Consider the following 15,208-nt stretch of genomic DNA (forward strand, 5'->3'; position numbering starts at 1 on the left):
TTGTTTTAATTCGTTAAAACGAAGGAGGTGTTCTTTAACCCGTTTGTGATTATCGATAAAAAGTAAAACTACATAGTGTAATTTAAGAATAAAATTCTAACTTATAAATAAAATCATGTAATTTCTACCAAATGGAGAAATTACACGATTCTAATATAAAAAGTTTGTATTAACTTACTTGTTGTCCGTTTTTAACTTCTTTTGTAGGCTCTACAAAAGCTAATTTACCATCTGGTGTATCTGTCATTAAAATCATTCCCTGGCTTTCTACACCTCTAATTTTTCTTGGTGCTAAGTTTACCAAAACAGATACTTGCTGACCAATAATATCTTCTGGAGAAAAGCTTTCTGCAATACCAGATACAATGGTTCTTGTATCAATACCAACATCAACTTTTAATTTTAAAAGCTTTTTAGTTTTAGCTACTTTTTCTGCTTCTAAAATAGTACCAATTCTAATATCTAGTTTGGTAAAATCATCAAATTCTATGGTTTCTTTTTGTGGTTCTAACACTTTGTTTTCTTGCTCGTTGGCAATTTTTGTAGCAGCTAATTTTTCTAATTGAATTTCAATAGTTTGATCTTCAATTTTAGAGAATAATAATTCAGCTTTATTTATTTGATGCGCTGCAGGTAATAAAACATCCTTTTCAGTAATATCTTCCCAAGACAACGTTTCATCAAGGTTAAGAATCCCTTTTAATTTATCTGAAGTAAAAGGTAAAAAAGGTTTAGAAACTACTGCTAAAGCTGCAGAAATTTGTAAAGCAACATACATAATTGTTTGTACACGTTCTGCATCTACTTTTATCACTTTCCAAGGCTCTTCATCAGCTAAATACTTGTTACCAAGTCTTGCTAAGTTCATTAATTCTTGACTTGCTTCTCTAAAACGGTATCTTTCTATAGATTTACCAATAATATTCGGAAACTCTTTTACAGCAGCTAAAACATCTTCATCTACTTCTGTAAAATCATTTGCAGCAGGTACAATACCTTCGTAATATTTGTTTGTTAAAACGACAACTCTATTAATAAAGTTACCAAAAATGGCTACTAATTCGTTGTTGTTTTTTGCCTGAAAATCTTTCCAAGTAAAATCGTTGTCTTTGCTTTCTGGTGCGTTTGCCGTTAAAGTATAACGTAAAACATCTTGCTGATTTGGAAATTCTTCTAAATACTCATGCAACCAAACTGCCCAGTTTTTAGAAGTCGATAATTTATTTCCTTCTAAATTTAAGAATTCATTTGCAGGTACATTATCTGGTAATATATAATCTCCGTGTGCTTTTAACATCGCAGGGAAAATAATACAGTGAAAAACAATATTGTCTTTTCCTATAAAATGAACCAGTTTCGTATCGTCTTTTTTCCAATAGTCTTCCCAGTTTTTTCCTTCTCTAGCAGCCCATTCTTTGGTAGAAGAAATGTAACCAATAGGTGCATCAAACCAAACATATAAAACTTTTCCTTCTCCGCCTTTTACAGGTACAGGAATTCCCCAATCTAAATCTCTCGTTACGGCTCTTGGTCTTAAACCATCTTCTACCCAACTTTTTACTTGTCCGTAAACATTAGGTTTCCAGTCTTTTTTATGTCCTTCTAAAACCCATTCGCGTAAAAAAGCTTCGTGTTTATCTAAAGGTAAAAACCAGTGTTTTGTTTCTTTTAAAGTAGGTGTATTGCCAGTAATAGCAGACTTTGGGTTGATTAAATCTGTTGCGTTATGACTTGTTCCACAGCTTTCACATTGATCTCCATAACTTTCTTCGAAACCACATTTAGGGCACGTTCCAACCACAAATCTGTCTGCTAAAAACTGATTTGCTTCTGCGTCATACAATTGCTCTGAAGTTTCTTCTATAAACTCACCATCATTATACATCTTTGTAAAAAACTCTGAGGCCGTTTTGTGGTGAATTTCTGCTGAAGTTCTCGAATAATTATCAAAAGAAATTCCGAAATCTTCAAAAGACTTTTTAATAATTCCATGATATTTATCGATAATCACCTGCGGAGAAACGCCTTCTTTTTTTGCTCTCATTGGTATGGCAGCACCATGCTCATCAGAACCAGAAATATAGGCAACATCATTACCGGTTAAACGTAAATAACGTGCATAAATATCTGCAGGAACGTAAACGCCTGCTAAATGCCCAATATGTATTGGTCCGTTTGTATATGGTAAAGCTGCTGTAATTGTATATCTTTTAGGAGCACTCATGTGTTCTATGTATTAATTATGTACTGATTTTTGAAGTGCAAAAGTACGAAAAAGAGACTTTTAAAAACCATTGAAAATTGATACATTTACAGGAAATAGATTTTTACTAGATTAGAACCCATAAATAAGACATATTTTGATTAAAAAAACACTTTTTACACTTGCACTCTTTATGATTTTTTCAACAATATATGCACAAGAAAAATTAATTACACCACCTTATTTACAACCAGGAGATACGATTGCAATTCTTGCACCTGCCGGAATTTTAAAAAATAGGGCAGAAACCATACAAAGGGCTAAGAAACTAGCAGAAAGTTGGGGTTTAAAAGTAATTTTAGGGAAACATATTTTTAATCAGAATAGTCATTTTGCTGGTACAGATAACGAAAGAGCAGAAGATTTTCAAAAAGCATTAGACAACCCAAATATTAAGGCAATTTGGTCGGGTCGTGGAGGTTACGGTTCTGTGAGGGTTTTAGATAAATTAGATTATACTACATTTTTAAAACAACCAAAATGGATTATAGGGTATTCAGATATTACGGCTTTTCATAGTCATATTCATAATTTAGGCGTAGAAACGATGCATGCAATGATGGGCACTAGTGTAGATGAGAAACCAGAATCAATTATAGAAACAGTAGCTAGTTTTAAAATAGCAATTTTTGGTAAGCAATTAAAGTACACGATTCCTTCTTCTAATTACAATAAAAAAGGAGTGGTTAGCGGACAACTAGTAGGAGGGAACCTTGCATTATTATCCTCTATGTTGGGGTCCAACAGTCAGACAGACACAAAGGGAAAGATTCTTTTTATTGAAGAAATAGGTGAGTATAAATACTCTATAGATAGAATGTTGCAAAGTTTAAAGCGTGCTGGTTATTTTGATAATTGTGCGGGTTTAATTATTGGTGATATTTCTAGAATTAAGAATAATTCTACCAAATGGGGAAGCTCTATAGAACAACTTGTTTTAGATGTTGTAAAAGAGTATGATTTTCCGGTAATGTTTGATTTTCCTGCAGGACACGAACCTGATAATAGAGCTTTAATTTTTGGAAGGAATATTCAGTTAACAGTTGGTTCTGGACAGAGTTCTGTTGTTTTTGAAGAATAAACTACGGTGTTTTTATAAAGCAAACCTCAAAGATTTTTAAAACCTTTGAGGTTTTTTGTGTCATTTATTTTGTAAATTAACATATTGGCAATTTCATAATGAATTATTATCAACTTTTATTTGATAATTAAAAACTGCCACTAAATACTGTAAACTCATAATATGGCAGAACACAATGAACTTGGTAAAAAAGGAGAAAAATTAGCCATTGCGTTTTTGTTAAAAAACGACTATAAAATTCTAGAAACAAACTACCGATATTTAAAAGCCGAAGTAGATATTATTGCTCAAAAAGGAGAAGTATTGGCTGCTGTTGAGGTAAAAACAAGAAGTTCAGACTATTTTGAAGAACCACAAGATGCAGTAAAAGCTAAAAAGATAAAATTATTAGTTTCTGCAATCGATTATTATGTGGTAACACAAGATTTAGATGTGGAGGTTCGGTTTGATATTATTGCCATTATTCATCAAAAAAATAAAACAAAAATTGAGCATTTAGAAGATGCTTTTTTACATTTTTAATCGCAGGGCGATAGCCAAGTATTTAATACCCCATAGACTTTCCTATAAATGAAAAGTATTCGTATCGGAAGCATACTCCTTGCAGTGTATCAAGGTTGTTTATTAAGTTTTTGACAATCGATATTTTATATTGCTAAACGTATTTAGGTAAATCTAAATCTCAGAATTAATAGCGTAGATGCCTTTCTGAACTTCGTAATCGTTTAATTTTAAAACAATTTTCTAAAACCGTAAGTTTTAGATTGGTTTTATGATGAAAAAAAACTTTTGGTTGGGTGTTTTCTTAGGTGTTTTGGGCATTGTGCTCTTTTCTTCTAAAGCGGTAATGGTTAAACTTGCATACAATTATAATGTAGATGCAATAACTATGTTGTTGTTAAGAATGCTGTTTTCTTTTCTGTTTTACGTAGTGATTGCCTATTTATATCGAAATAAAAATAAGGAGATCAAAACTACCAAAAGCGATTATTATTGGGTGGTATTTTTTGGGGTGGTAGGTTATTATCTAGCAAGCTATTTCGATTTTGAGGGTTTAACTTATATTAAAGCGAGTTTAGAACGTATTATTTTATTTGTATACCCGACAATTGTAATTTTATTAAATAGACTTTTTTTTAAGCAACCGATTACAAAGTTTCAAGCTTTAGCCATCTTTTTATCCTATTTAGGAATTGTAATTGCTTTTTCTGATGAAGTAGATGTTTCTGAAAACAACGTGTATTTAGGAGGCTTTTTTGTGCTTTTAAGCGCTATAACCTATGCTTCTTATTTGGTAGGAAGTGGTTGGTTAATTCCTAAATTCGGTGTGGTAAAATTTACAGCATATGCCATGTTAGTTTCTTGTTTTTGTGTGTTTATACATTTTAGTTTTATGGGAGAAACAGATTTGTTTAATTTACCTTGGCAAGTATATGGTTTCGGACTTTTAATAGCTGTTTTTGCAACCGTAATTCCTTCTTTTTTGGTAAGCGCTTCTATAAAAATGATTAGCTCTTCTAATTTTGCAATTGTTGCAGGTGTTGGGCCAATATCTACTATTGTTTTGGCGTCTTTTTTCTTAGGTGAAAGATTAACGTTGCTTCAGTTTTTTGGAGCATTTTTAGTGATAGTTGGTATTGTAATTACTTCTTTAAAACAAGCAAAGAATAAGAAAATGTAATTATTTTAATGCTTCAATAATTGCATTCTTTAAGTCGTTAGTTTCTGACATTTTACTGCCGCTATCTATGTATGCAATTTTTCCTTTTTTGTTGATGATAAAATAAGATGGATAAACTTGTTGCTTATTAAATTTCTGACTAACATCCATAGCAGAATATGCTATTTTAAAATGAAAAGGATGTACTTCTAATAATTTTTCTATAGCTGGTTTTCGGTCTAAAGCAGGTGCAATAAATAGAATATCATCTCTTTTTTCAAATTCTTTTACAAGGTTATTTAATTTAGGGATGTCTGTTAGACAAGGCATGCAAGAAGTAAACCAAAATTTTAAAACAACTACTTTTCCTTTGGTGTCATTATTTGTTAATTTACTGCCGTCTGTAAGCCAAAGCTTAAATTCTGGAGCAGTATCATCAATTTTAAAAAACTGTTGACTTACAGCAGAAAAATGAATAAATAAAACTAAAAGAATAAGTAGTTTTTTTATCATTATTTCTTATCAAAAAAAAGTTTTACATCTTGTAAATGTTCTGGTTTAGCAATGATTTTTTTGTTAGCATCTAAAATAAAATAGCTAGGTGTAGCAATAATATTATAGGTTCTAGCTGTTTTATTCTCCCATTTATTCAAACCTAAAACATGGTGCCAATTTGGTAGTGTTTTCTTAAAACTATTCCAGCCGAAACTATCACTCTCTAAAGAATAAGCAATTACTTTTACTTGGTCATTTTCGGCTAAAAAGGTATGTACTTGTGGTATTTCTGTTAAACAATGAGAGCACGTAGTACTCCAGAAAATCAATAAATAGTTTTCTGCTTCATTTAATTTAGAAAGGGTTAATTGTTTACCACCTTCTTTCCATGAGAAATCTGGTGCAATTCGGCCTATTTCTGCAGCAAATAAGGCTTCTTTTCCATCTATAAACCCTTTGTCTTGTAGATTGGTTGGTAATTTAGAATAATAGTTATCGAACAAATAATCTATTAGTTCAAGATTCGTATCCGTTTCAAATTGGTTGATTAAAAACTCAATGATTTCCTTTTTATAAGATAGGTTCTCAATTTTAGAAAGAACAGTGTCTACAGACTGTTTAAATAATTTTTGTTGTGTTGCTGGATCTGGAGAGTAATTAATGTAAAAAACATAATCTGTAATTTTATCGGTAATAAAAGCAGAGTTTAATAGTGTTTTGCTCTTAAAATCTATAGGGTCAAAAAAAGTACCAATCATAGTAGCCATATACTTTTCTGACGTTTCTATGATTTCTGGTAGATTAATTCTTTTTGAAGCTTTAATAAAAGGCTGTACATACATTCCGTTTGAAGCTTCTAAATACCCTTTTTGAATATTATTTACTGTTTTTAAAGCTTCTTTGTATTCATTCTTAAGGTCTAAGTCTTGGTTTTGTAAAACGGCAACTTGTATAGAATCTAATTTTTCTTGTGCTATAGAAATATTATCTACATAATCCTTGTACAACATGTTTTCTTTAGAAGTTGTAAAAGTGACTGTTTGGTTTGCATATTCTGGGTGAAAACCAAAGTTTACATCTTCTTTATTAAACACAAAATCTACAAATCCTGCATTTTCTAATCTATACGTTATTCTATAAGAACCTACTTTTGTATTTTCTGGAAGTGTAAAACTAAAGCTACCGATTGCTTGTTTTTTTCCTTGAATATCAACAGAATCTATTTTAATTTTTGAGTTTTGTATAAACTTTTGTGATGCGCCTTCAATTTTGTATAAAATTACCCAATCTGTATCTATTGTAGGAGACATGGTTCCGTTAACGGTATATTGTGCTTGTGCAAATGAAGAAATTAAGAATATAAGAACGAGTATTTTTTTCATCTTTTTAAGGTTGATTTTTGGTCTTGTTAAACTATTTTCAAGAAGCATACCAAAAGTACTATTTCTCTGTTTTAAAGTCTTATTAATAATTTAAAGCCTCAAAATAGTTAATAATAGCTTCTTTCATTAACACCGTTTGTTCTCCAGGTTTTAAGTTTGGTAACTCTGTTAATGTTTTATAATGTGGCCAAGTATCATCATCATAATAATCGAATTCGTAATAACCATAAGGTTCTAAAAGCTTACAAATGGCAATATGCATAAGGTTTACTTTTTCGTCTTTTTTAAATTCTCTTTGTCCTTGTCCTAATTCTTGTACACCAATTAAATAGATAATTCCATCCATATTTAATTCGTCTCCATCTGCAAATTGATTGGTTAATTTACTAACTAACAATTCCCATTTTTCTTTTAAGGTGAGTGTTTTTGGCATCTTACTTTTTTTATAAGTTGTAAAGATACAACTGGCATTTTTAAATTGACAAAAAATTATGTAGGTTTGATAAAATTAATTTCATGAATATTTTTGACATTGTTATAGCTTCTTTACTGCTTTTTGGTTTTGTAAGAGGGTTATTAAAAGGCTTATTTGTTGAAGTAGCTTCATTGGTAGGACTTATTGGTGGTGTGTACGGTGCAATTCATTTCTCTTATTTTGTTTCAGATTTTTTAAAAGAGTATGTTTCTTGGAATCCAGAATATATCTCTTTAGCGGCTTTTGCTGTTACTTTTGTTATAATTATTTTGGTAATTGCACTGCTAGGAAAAGCATTGACTAAAATTGCAGATTTTGCTTCTTTAGGAATTTTAAATAAAATCTTGGGTGGTGTATTTGGCGCCTTAAAAATAGGATTGATACTAAGTGTTGTTTTTATTTTTTTTGGTAAAATGAATGATACAATTCCTTTTGTAGAAAAGGAAACATTGCAAGAATCTATATTATATGCTCCAGTAAAAAAGGTTGCACCTACTATTTTTCCATCAATAATAAAGGAAGAAGAACAAGATAAAGCTTTATAAAAATTACACAAACTTTACGGCAAAAAGAAACCCAAGGATTTTTCCTTGGGTTTTATTTTTTAATCTAAATGATAAATTTCCATTATATCGTCTAAGTACCTTTCGAAATCAATTTTTAGATCAATTAATTTACCTGTATGTACATCAAAAACCCAACCATGTACTTTTAAACCACGATCTCTATATGCTTTCTGTACAGCCGCTGTTTTAATAAGGTTTACACATTGTTCTTTTACGTTTAACTCTACCAAACGTTCGTATTTTTTATCTTCGTTTTTAATGGCATTCAATTCTGTAGCATGAATTCTATACACATCTCTAATATTACGCAACCAAGGGTTTAAAATACCAAGATCTGCAGATTGCATAGCTGCTTTAACGCCACCACAACCATAATGGCCACAAACAATAACATGACTTACTTTTAAATGATCTACGGCATAGTTAATTACAGACATTACGTTTAAGTCGATACTAATAACCATATTCGCAATATTTCTATGCACAAAAACTTCTCCAGGTTTTGCCCCCATTAGTTCCTCTGCAGTAGCTCTACTGTCTGAACAACCTATGTATAGCAACTCTGGTTTTTGGCCTTTCCCTAATTCTTCAAAATAGTTTTTATCTGTAGCTAATTTTTCTTTAACCCAATTTTCATTGTTCTTAAATACAGTTTCTAAGTTCATTATTAAAGTTTTAGTTAGTATTTTTTTAGTTTATACTTTTTCTAATTGCACATTTATATATGATTATGTTGTGCATTAATAATGGAAAGGTAATTATTATAACTTAATAAAAGAGGCTTGTGTTCCCTCTTTTATTAAGTTGTTTTATTTTTAATTGATAAAATTAACAGATCCATCATTAATATTGTACATCGCTCCAACAATCATAATTTCACCATTTTCTTCCATTGTTGTTAAAACTTCACTCTCGCGTCTAATTCTTTCAATAGTAAGTGTTACATTTCTAGCAGCAACATTATCTACAAAATCTAAGTTAGATGAGGTTCTAGAGCTAGCTTCTTTTGGTTCTAAAACAGCGTTTACAGCTGGTTTAATATTGTTAAGCATTGCAGTTAAGTTTCCTAATTTTGCATTGTCGCAAGCACCTTTTATGGCACCACAACTAGTGTGTCCTAAAACTACAACAAGTTTTGTACCTGCTAGTTTACAACCAAACTCCATAGATCCTAAAATATCTTGGTTTACAAAGTTACCTGCAATTCTAATACTAAAAATATCTCCTAAACCTTGATCGAAAATTAATTCTGCAGAAACTCTAGAATCGATACAACTTAAAATTGTAGCAAAAGGAAATTGACCTGTACTTGTATCATTTACTTGTTCTAATAAGTTTCTATGAGCCTTTAAGTTATCTTGAAATCTTTGGTTTCCTTCTGTTAAAAAATCTAACGCTTTTTTAGGCGTCATCGTTGCTTGTGTTTCTTTAGTATGTGCTTTCATGTTCTTTATGTTTTGTATTAATGAAACGTTTGTTTCAATAATTATTTGTTTTAAAATTTAGCATCGTTATCTATTACCTTACAGTACTTGTAGTGTTTTTAGTTTAGATGCTATTTGGTTTTTATATTCTTTTTTGTCGTCTTAGTTTTAACTCAAACTAATGTTAGACTTTGGGTTTTCCTTAAAGAAATTGATAAAACTTTCTGGGTTTTCTACAGTTCCTCGTTTAGATATAAGTTTAATATCAATATTTCTTTCTTTGGCTTTGTATAAAAAGTCTTCAAGAATTTCTATAATATCATTATCTAAATACCTTGTTTTAATAAGATCTATTTCTAAATAAGAATCTGCCGGTAAGCTGTCTAATTCTTTTAAAATAGCTCCTTTATTAAAGAAAGTTACTTCTTCTGCTAAGGTCATTTTTATCTTATGTTTACCATTACTATTGTCTTCAATGTGAAGAAAGTGAGAGTTTTGGTAACTCTTTAATAAGATAACAACAATTCCTACTAAAAGACCTAAAGCAATTCCTGATAATAAATCTGTAAAAACAATACCTACAACTGTAACTATAAAAGGAATAAACTGTTTCCATCCTAATTTATACATTTGTTTAAAAAGAGCTGGTTTTGCTAATTTATATCCTACAACTAAAAGAATTGAAGCTAATACAGCTAATGGGATTTTATTTAATAAAGTAGGAATTAAAACTACTGATATCAATAATAAAATACCGTGTAAAATGGTAGATAATTTTGATTTTCCGCCAGATTGCACATTTGCAGAACTTCTTACAATTACTTGTGTAATAGGTAACCCACCTATTAAACCAGAAATAATGTTACCGGTTCCTTGTGCCAATAATTCTCTATTGGTTGGTGTTACATTTTTGTCTGGATCTAACTTATCACAAGCCTCTACACTTAATAACGTTTCTAAACTAGCAACCAAAGCAATTGTAAATGCTACAATCCATACTTCGTGTTGAAAAATAACTGAAAAGTTAGGGAAACTAAACTGCCCTACAAAAGAACTTAAATCTTCTGGAATTGGTACACTTACCATATGTTTACTAGCAATTGAAAGTGTTTCATCACCTAAAGTAAGCGTATAAAATATAATTCCTGCAACAACAGCAATAAAGGGTCCTTGTATAACTTTAAATATTTTTGCTTTCTTACTTAAAATGATGTCCCAAAAAAGTATAATTGCTAAACTTAAAAAACCTATTAAAGCAGCTCCTGGGTTTATGTTACTAAACATTTTAATAAGCTCAGAGAATGTATTTCCACCATCAAGTTCAAAAAATTCTAGATCCCAAGCAGATTCTTCATCATAACCAAAAAAGTTTGGTATTTGTTTTAATATGATGATAATTCCAATACCTGTTAACATTCCTTTAATTACTGATGAAGGGAAATAATAACCAATAACTCCTGCTTTTAAAAAGCCAAAAATTATTTGAATAATTCCACCTAAAACTACAGCCACTAAGAAGTTTTCATAACTACCTAAAGTAGCAATGGCAGTTAATACAATAGCAGCTAAACCTGCTGCAGGTCCACTAACACCAAGCTTAGAACCACTTAGTCCTCCTACAACAACACCACCAACTATACCGGCAATTACTCCAGAAAATAAGGGCGCACCACTAGCTAATGCAATACCTAAGCACAATGGTAATGCTACGAAAAACACTACAATACTTGCAGGTAAGTCGTTTTTAATATTTTTAAACATATGTAATATATTTTTACTCTATTCTTTTTAGAGTAGAGCTATTTGTTAAGTTTTATAAATTTTGTTTTTTGTACGGAAGTTATAGTACAAACTTAGGTGGAGGAGTCACTATATTTGGGTATTCAGAAATGTAGTTTTTAGATCTGTAACGTACATTTTTGATCTTCTGATTTTTTCTAAAAGAGATAGAAACATCAGAATAAGGAATAACTTTTACTTCTTTTAAAGTATTTTTCCCATGATTTTCTTCTTCCTCATTCATGTTAATTAAGACAGAAATGTCTTGGGTACTGTCAATTAAACTAATTACTGTAGGCGTAATTAATAGGGAGGAAAATATCAATATAAAGAAAAGTGCTACTTTAACTTTCAAGTATTTTTTTTGCGAATTTAAGAAAGCTTTTTGTATTTAGTGTTAAAAAAAAATTAAATATCGTTTAATAACTTAATGTCTTCAGCATGTATCCAGCCCAATCTACCATCATTAATTTTAACTTTTTTCCATTCATCCACGCCATCTAAAACTATAATTTTAGTTCCCTCATGCAACGTAAATATTTCCTCGGAGTTTAATGTAGGAGCATTTCTAACGTCTGTTTCTTCTGCAAAAACGATAGCTTCTTTATTGTTAAGTGCAAAATTATATTGATTATAAGTGATAAATAATGATGCAATAAGAAGTATAAAGCTAATAATACTCGTTGTAAAATAGAACCTTTTTTTAGTAGGTCCATCAGCAAAATAAAAGAGTAAAAACAAGAAGCTTCCTAAAATTGAAAATACTACAACTACTATTGCCCATTGGTTATAAGATAGCTTTTGTAAATAATTTACTTTAAATTTTTGTAAAACAGTTTTTGGCAATTCCTCTATATTATCTAATGCTAAACGTTTTGCAAAAACTAAATTGTTTTTTACATCTGCATTTAATGGATCTAATATTAACGCCTTTTCATAATAATAAATAGCTGGCCCAACTTTGTTAAGCTTATAATAAGAATTACCTAAATTGTAATACAATTCTGATGATACTAACTCTTTAGTTTCTATTTGCTTGTAGAACTCAATAGCCTCGCTAAATTTACCGTCTTTATATAAGTTATTTGCAGAAACAAATAAGCTATCTACATTTTGTGCAGTAACCGAATTGGCAATTATGAACAATAAAAAAAATATTCTTTTCATTCGAAATAGTCTATATTGAAATATACCTACAAGGTTTTTGAGGTCTTGCAGGAAATAGGTTATAATTGTTTATCTAATTGAACAATAACTTGTTTTGCACGCTCAAATTCAGCTTCCATTTCTGTGTTTGTTATCTGTGAGTAACGTGCCATATCAGAATGTTTTAAAACTTCTATAAATTGAACAATTGTTGTTGGTTCAACTTTTTTATTTTCTAAAATTTCTGTAATTTTTTCTGTACTAATATCTGCTGTTTCAATACCTAATTTTGCTTTTAGGTAGTTATGCAGCGCTCTTTCTAAGGCTTCGTAAAAAGCTTCTTTTTTACCCAATTGTTTTTTTGCTTCAGATAAATATTTTTTAGCTAATTTTTCTGCTTTTCTAAGCTTGTTTCCTATAAGATCATTACTTCTTTCTTCTGTCTTTTTAGCAATAAAAATACCAATAGGAATGGTAATTAACGGCAATAATAGTAAAATATAAAACAAGTTAGACTTAAAGAAATCTTCTGTATCTACAAGTTCTAAATTACTTTTTGTTTGTATATATCTGAAGTTATTACCTGTAGATACTACCTCTTGCTTTTGCGTAGCATTTGTATCTATTGCAGGTTTTAATTCTTTTCCTTCTAGCACATCTACAAAGAAATCGTCGGTTGTAATTGTATGGTATTTTTGTTCATTCGGATTAAAATAAGAGAAAGAAACATTCGGTATTTTATACTTTCCTTTATACTGCGGAACTACGGTATATAAATCTGATACTTCACCAGAAATTCCACTAGAATTTACCTGAACTTTTTCTTTTCTTTCTGGTTGATATTTTTCTAACTCAACAGGAGTTGTTACCTCTGGTAATTCAAACAACTTTAAATTTCCCTTACCAGATACAGCTACTTTAATTTGAGAGCTTTCATTTGCTTTTAAAATCTCTTTGCTTAGAGTAACATCAAAATTAAAATCACCAACTGCACCAGTAAAATTTGTTGGTTTCCCTTCTAAAGGAAGATATCTAGGATTAATTATTTTTTTAGCAGATGCAAATTCTTTTTGAACATTTCTTGTAATTACATTTCCAAAAAAATCTGCTCTACCAGTAGGAACGCCTATAACAATATCCATTTTCATAGGATCTATTGTTAAATTCCCTGTTTTTGTAGGTATTAATAATGCTTTCTGAAGTACAATGTATCTATAATCTTCGCCATTGTATTTTCCCATTTTTACAGGGTAATTATTTATTTTAATGGCTTGGTTCCAAAAACCATTGTATTGAGGAGCTTCTGTAACATTAGTATCATACACACTAACATTTTCGCTAACATACAATCTATATTCTACATAAATACCTTCTCCTACATAAGGTCTAGATTTAGATATTTCTGCTACTAAATGAATGTTTTGTTGTGCAATATAATTTGGGTCGTTTGGGTTTTTAGGAATATCTACAGCATCTAAAACTATAATTTTTATAGCTTCAGATTTTATGGTCTTACCAGAAATTTTAATACTAGCTTCTCCAATAGTTAATTCTCCCTTTTTATTTGGTTGAAGAACGTAGGTGTAAGATTGTGAAAAACTTGTTTTTCCATTCACCCAAGACTGACTAACAGATTGACTTGGGCCACCAACTACTTTAAAATTTGTAAACTTAGGAGGAGAAAAATTGTCTCCACCTTGTTTATTAATGGTAAACTCAATTCGTAAACGCTGGTTTACTGCCAATTTATTTTTGCTTACAGTTGCTGTTAAGGTAGCTTCTTGAGCAGCTACAAAAGTGGTTACGAAACAAAATATAAGCATAAAGGCACCTCTGACTTTCCCCATTTGTGAAAGCCACTCTTGAGTTTTACTTATTGTTTTAATTTTATATGTATTCAATTTTGTACTTATTTTTTAAACAAACTAATTTTTAGAATATGATGTACGTTAACTTCAATTAAGATTAAGGGTAGATTTTTACCAATCTTTTTCTTGTTTTACTTTTTCGCCTTTTGCTTTTTGAGCATTCATTTTCTTTTGTGTTTTCTTTTCCTCGTTATTTAAGCTTTCTAACAATTGCTTTACTTGTTCTGGAGACATTTTTCCTGGTTGAGGTTTAGGCTTTTCTTGTTCTTTTTTCTCGTCTTTTTTAGGGTCTTTATTTTTGTCTTTTTCATCATCTCCCTTGCCGTCCTTATCCTTCTGGTCTTTTTGATCCTTGTCTTTATCCTTGTCTTTATCTTTGTCGTCTCCGTCTTTCTTATCGTCTTTGTCTTTCTTGTCCTGATCTTTTTTATCTTTATTGTCCTTATTTTTGTCGTCTTTATTATCCTGATTTTCCTTTTCTAGTAAGGATTGAGCAACGGCTAAATTATAACGAGTTTCATCATCATTAGGGTTATTTCTTAAGGAGTTTTTGTAGGCGTCTACAGCAGCTTGATATTGTTTTTGCTCCATCATTGCGTTACCAATGTTATGATACGCTTCTGCCTTTGTAAATTTATCTTTTGCAGTTTCTGCGGTTAATTCGTATTGTGGTACCGCTTCTTTAAAATTATTATTTTCATATAAAGCATTACCTAAATTGTAAGATGCTTTATCGTATTTTGTATTATTTGCTAATGATTTCTGATACGCAACTGAAGCGTCTGTAAATTGCTTTTTACTATATAAATCATTTCCTTGTCTTAACAACTTTCTAGCTTCTCGTTGTAAGGCAATAGAATCTTTTTGTGCTAAAATTTCTTTCGGTGAAAATAGCATCAAGAAAACGATAAGGATATACTGTAAGATCTTCATGTTACCTTTAACTTCTTTCATAATTTGTGTCTTTTTACATAAAAGTAATGATTACAAAAGTAAGGTATTCAAAAAAAGAATTTTGTTAATAAGTTGTTATTTTTAAGGAGCCTAATATTCATTGTTTTAGGTTGCT

At 30.3% G+C, this 15,208-nt stretch carries 15 protein-coding genes; 4 read left to right on the forward strand and 11 right to left on the reverse strand.

What is annotated here, in order from left to right:
- Nucleotides 1-169: 169 nt before the first annotated feature.
- Nucleotides 170-2,224, reverse strand: a complete 2,055-nt coding sequence (metG, locus tag GQS57_RS04960) for a methionine--tRNA ligase (protein WP_165731479.1) — start codon at nucleotides 2,222-2,224, stop codon at nucleotides 170-172.
- A 172-nt stretch (nucleotides 2,225-2,396) separates the two neighbouring features.
- Here metG and GQS57_RS04965 point away from each other — a divergent pair, with 172 nt between their 5' ends.
- The 3 genes from GQS57_RS04965 (at nucleotide 2,397) to GQS57_RS04975 (ending at nucleotide 5,025) form a co-directional block, all read left to right on the forward strand.
- Nucleotides 2,397-3,344 (forward strand): LD-carboxypeptidase, encoded by a 948-nt coding sequence (locus tag GQS57_RS04965; protein WP_165731988.1) that lies wholly within the window; start codon nucleotides 2,397-2,399, stop codon nucleotides 3,342-3,344.
- Nucleotides 3,345-3,506: 162 nt separating this feature from the next.
- Nucleotides 3,507-3,866, forward strand: coding sequence for a YraN family protein (locus tag GQS57_RS04970; protein WP_165731480.1), 360 nt, complete (start codon nucleotides 3,507-3,509; stop codon nucleotides 3,864-3,866).
- Nucleotides 3,867-4,116: 250 nt separating this feature from the next.
- The gene (locus GQS57_RS04975) at nucleotides 4,117-5,025 is read left to right on the forward strand and encodes a DMT family transporter (protein WP_165731481.1); all 909 of its coding nucleotides are present in this window, start codon (nucleotides 4,117-4,119) and stop codon (nucleotides 5,023-5,025) included.
- Here the strand turns inward: GQS57_RS04975 and GQS57_RS04980 are convergent, their stop codons facing one another.
- The 3 genes from GQS57_RS04980 to GQS57_RS04990 form a co-directional block, all read right to left on the reverse strand.
- Nucleotides 5,026-5,517: a peroxiredoxin gene (locus GQS57_RS04980; protein ID WP_165731482.1), complete on the reverse strand. Its 492-nt coding sequence runs from the start codon at nucleotides 5,515-5,517 to the stop codon at nucleotides 5,026-5,028. It abuts the gene before it with no gap.
- On the reverse strand, nucleotides 5,517-6,881 hold the full coding sequence (locus tag GQS57_RS04985) for a TlpA disulfide reductase family protein (protein ID WP_165731483.1): 1,365 nt from the start codon (nucleotides 6,879-6,881) through the stop codon (nucleotides 5,517-5,519). The genes GQS57_RS04980 and GQS57_RS04985 overlap by 1 nt, the downstream gene beginning before the upstream one ends.
- An 82-nt stretch (nucleotides 6,882-6,963) precedes the next feature.
- Complete coding sequence (locus tag GQS57_RS04990) at nucleotides 6,964-7,314, reverse strand: hypothetical protein (RefSeq protein ID WP_165731484.1); 351 nt, start codon at nucleotides 7,312-7,314, stop codon at nucleotides 6,964-6,966.
- Between the two features lie 83 nt (nucleotides 7,315-7,397).
- Here GQS57_RS04990 and GQS57_RS04995 point away from each other — a divergent pair, with 83 nt between their 5' ends.
- Complete coding sequence (locus tag GQS57_RS04995; protein WP_165731485.1) at nucleotides 7,398-7,901, forward strand: CvpA family protein; 504 nt, start codon at nucleotides 7,398-7,400, stop codon at nucleotides 7,899-7,901.
- 59 nt (nucleotides 7,902-7,960) lie between these two features.
- On the opposite strand, the gene GQS57_RS05000 is transcribed toward GQS57_RS04995, so the two are convergent.
- From GQS57_RS05000 to GQS57_RS05030, 7 genes are all read right to left on the reverse strand, one after another.
- Nucleotides 7,961-8,587, reverse strand: coding sequence for a carbonic anhydrase (locus GQS57_RS05000; RefSeq protein WP_165731486.1), 627 nt, complete (start codon nucleotides 8,585-8,587; stop codon nucleotides 7,961-7,963).
- A gap of 150 nt (nucleotides 8,588-8,737) precedes the next feature.
- Nucleotides 8,738-9,385, reverse strand: coding sequence for a carbonic anhydrase family protein (locus tag GQS57_RS05005; RefSeq protein ID WP_261974087.1), 648 nt, complete (start codon nucleotides 9,383-9,385; stop codon nucleotides 8,738-8,740).
- Between the two features lie 129 nt (nucleotides 9,386-9,514).
- A complete protein-coding gene (locus GQS57_RS05010) occupies nucleotides 9,515-11,107 on the reverse strand; it encodes a SulP family inorganic anion transporter (RefSeq protein WP_165731488.1) in 1,593 nt (530 codons plus the stop codon).
- A gap of 79 nt (nucleotides 11,108-11,186) precedes the next feature.
- On the reverse strand, nucleotides 11,187-11,480 hold the full coding sequence (locus tag GQS57_RS05015) for a hypothetical protein (RefSeq protein WP_165731489.1): 294 nt from the start codon (nucleotides 11,478-11,480) through the stop codon (nucleotides 11,187-11,189).
- 53 nt (nucleotides 11,481-11,533) lie between these two features.
- Nucleotides 11,534-12,292: a tetratricopeptide repeat protein gene (locus GQS57_RS05020; protein WP_165731490.1), complete on the reverse strand. Its 759-nt coding sequence runs from the start codon at nucleotides 12,290-12,292 to the stop codon at nucleotides 11,534-11,536.
- Between the two features lie 59 nt (nucleotides 12,293-12,351).
- On the reverse strand, nucleotides 12,352-14,172 hold the full coding sequence (locus tag GQS57_RS05025) for a BatD family protein (protein ID WP_240915434.1): 1,821 nt from the start codon (nucleotides 14,170-14,172) through the stop codon (nucleotides 12,352-12,354).
- Nucleotides 14,173-14,250: 78 nt separating this feature from the next.
- On the reverse strand, nucleotides 14,251-15,093 hold the full coding sequence (locus GQS57_RS05030; RefSeq protein ID WP_240915435.1) for a tetratricopeptide repeat protein: 843 nt from the start codon (nucleotides 15,091-15,093) through the stop codon (nucleotides 14,251-14,253).
- Nucleotides 15,094-15,208: the final 115 nt, after the last annotated feature.

The sequence above is a fragment of the Polaribacter sp. 20A6 genome (assembly GCF_011378915.1).
GTDB classification, from domain to species: Bacteria; Bacteroidota; Bacteroidia; order Flavobacteriales; family Flavobacteriaceae; genus Polaribacter; species Polaribacter sejongensis.

Bases quoted from the DNA above. Each gene is read 5' to 3' on its own strand.
- metG (WP_165731479.1), bottom strand. From the start codon at position 2,224: ATGAGTGCTCCTAAAAGATATACAATTACAGCAGCTTTACCATATACA.
- GQS57_RS04965 (WP_165731988.1), top strand. From the start codon at position 2,397: ATGATTTTTTCAACAATATATGCACAAGAAAAATTAATTACACCACCT.
- GQS57_RS04970 (WP_165731480.1), top strand. From the start codon at position 3,507: ATGGCAGAACACAATGAACTTGGTAAAAAAGGAGAAAAATTAGCCATT.
- GQS57_RS04975 (WP_165731481.1), top strand. From the start codon at position 4,117: ATGATGAAAAAAAACTTTTGGTTGGGTGTTTTCTTAGGTGTTTTGGGC.
- GQS57_RS04980 (WP_165731482.1), bottom strand. From the start codon at position 5,517: ATGATAAAAAAACTACTTATTCTTTTAGTTTTATTTATTCATTTTTCT.
- GQS57_RS04985 (WP_165731483.1), bottom strand. From the start codon at position 6,881: ATGAAAAAAATACTCGTTCTTATATTCTTAATTTCTTCATTTGCACAA.
- GQS57_RS04990 (WP_165731484.1), bottom strand. From the start codon at position 7,314: ATGCCAAAAACACTCACCTTAAAAGAAAAATGGGAATTGTTAGTTAGT.
- GQS57_RS04995 (WP_165731485.1), top strand. From the start codon at position 7,398: ATGAATATTTTTGACATTGTTATAGCTTCTTTACTGCTTTTTGGTTTT.
- GQS57_RS05000 (WP_165731486.1), bottom strand. From the start codon at position 8,587: ATGAACTTAGAAACTGTATTTAAGAACAATGAAAATTGGGTTAAAGAA.
- GQS57_RS05010 (WP_165731488.1), bottom strand. From the start codon at position 11,107: ATGTTTAAAAATATTAAAAACGACTTACCTGCAAGTATTGTAGTGTTT.
- GQS57_RS05020 (WP_165731490.1), bottom strand. From the start codon at position 12,292: ATGAAAAGAATATTTTTTTTATTGTTCATAATTGCCAATTCGGTTACT.
- GQS57_RS05030 (WP_240915435.1), bottom strand. From the start codon at position 15,093: ATGAAAGAAGTTAAAGGTAACATGAAGATCTTACAGTATATCCTTATC.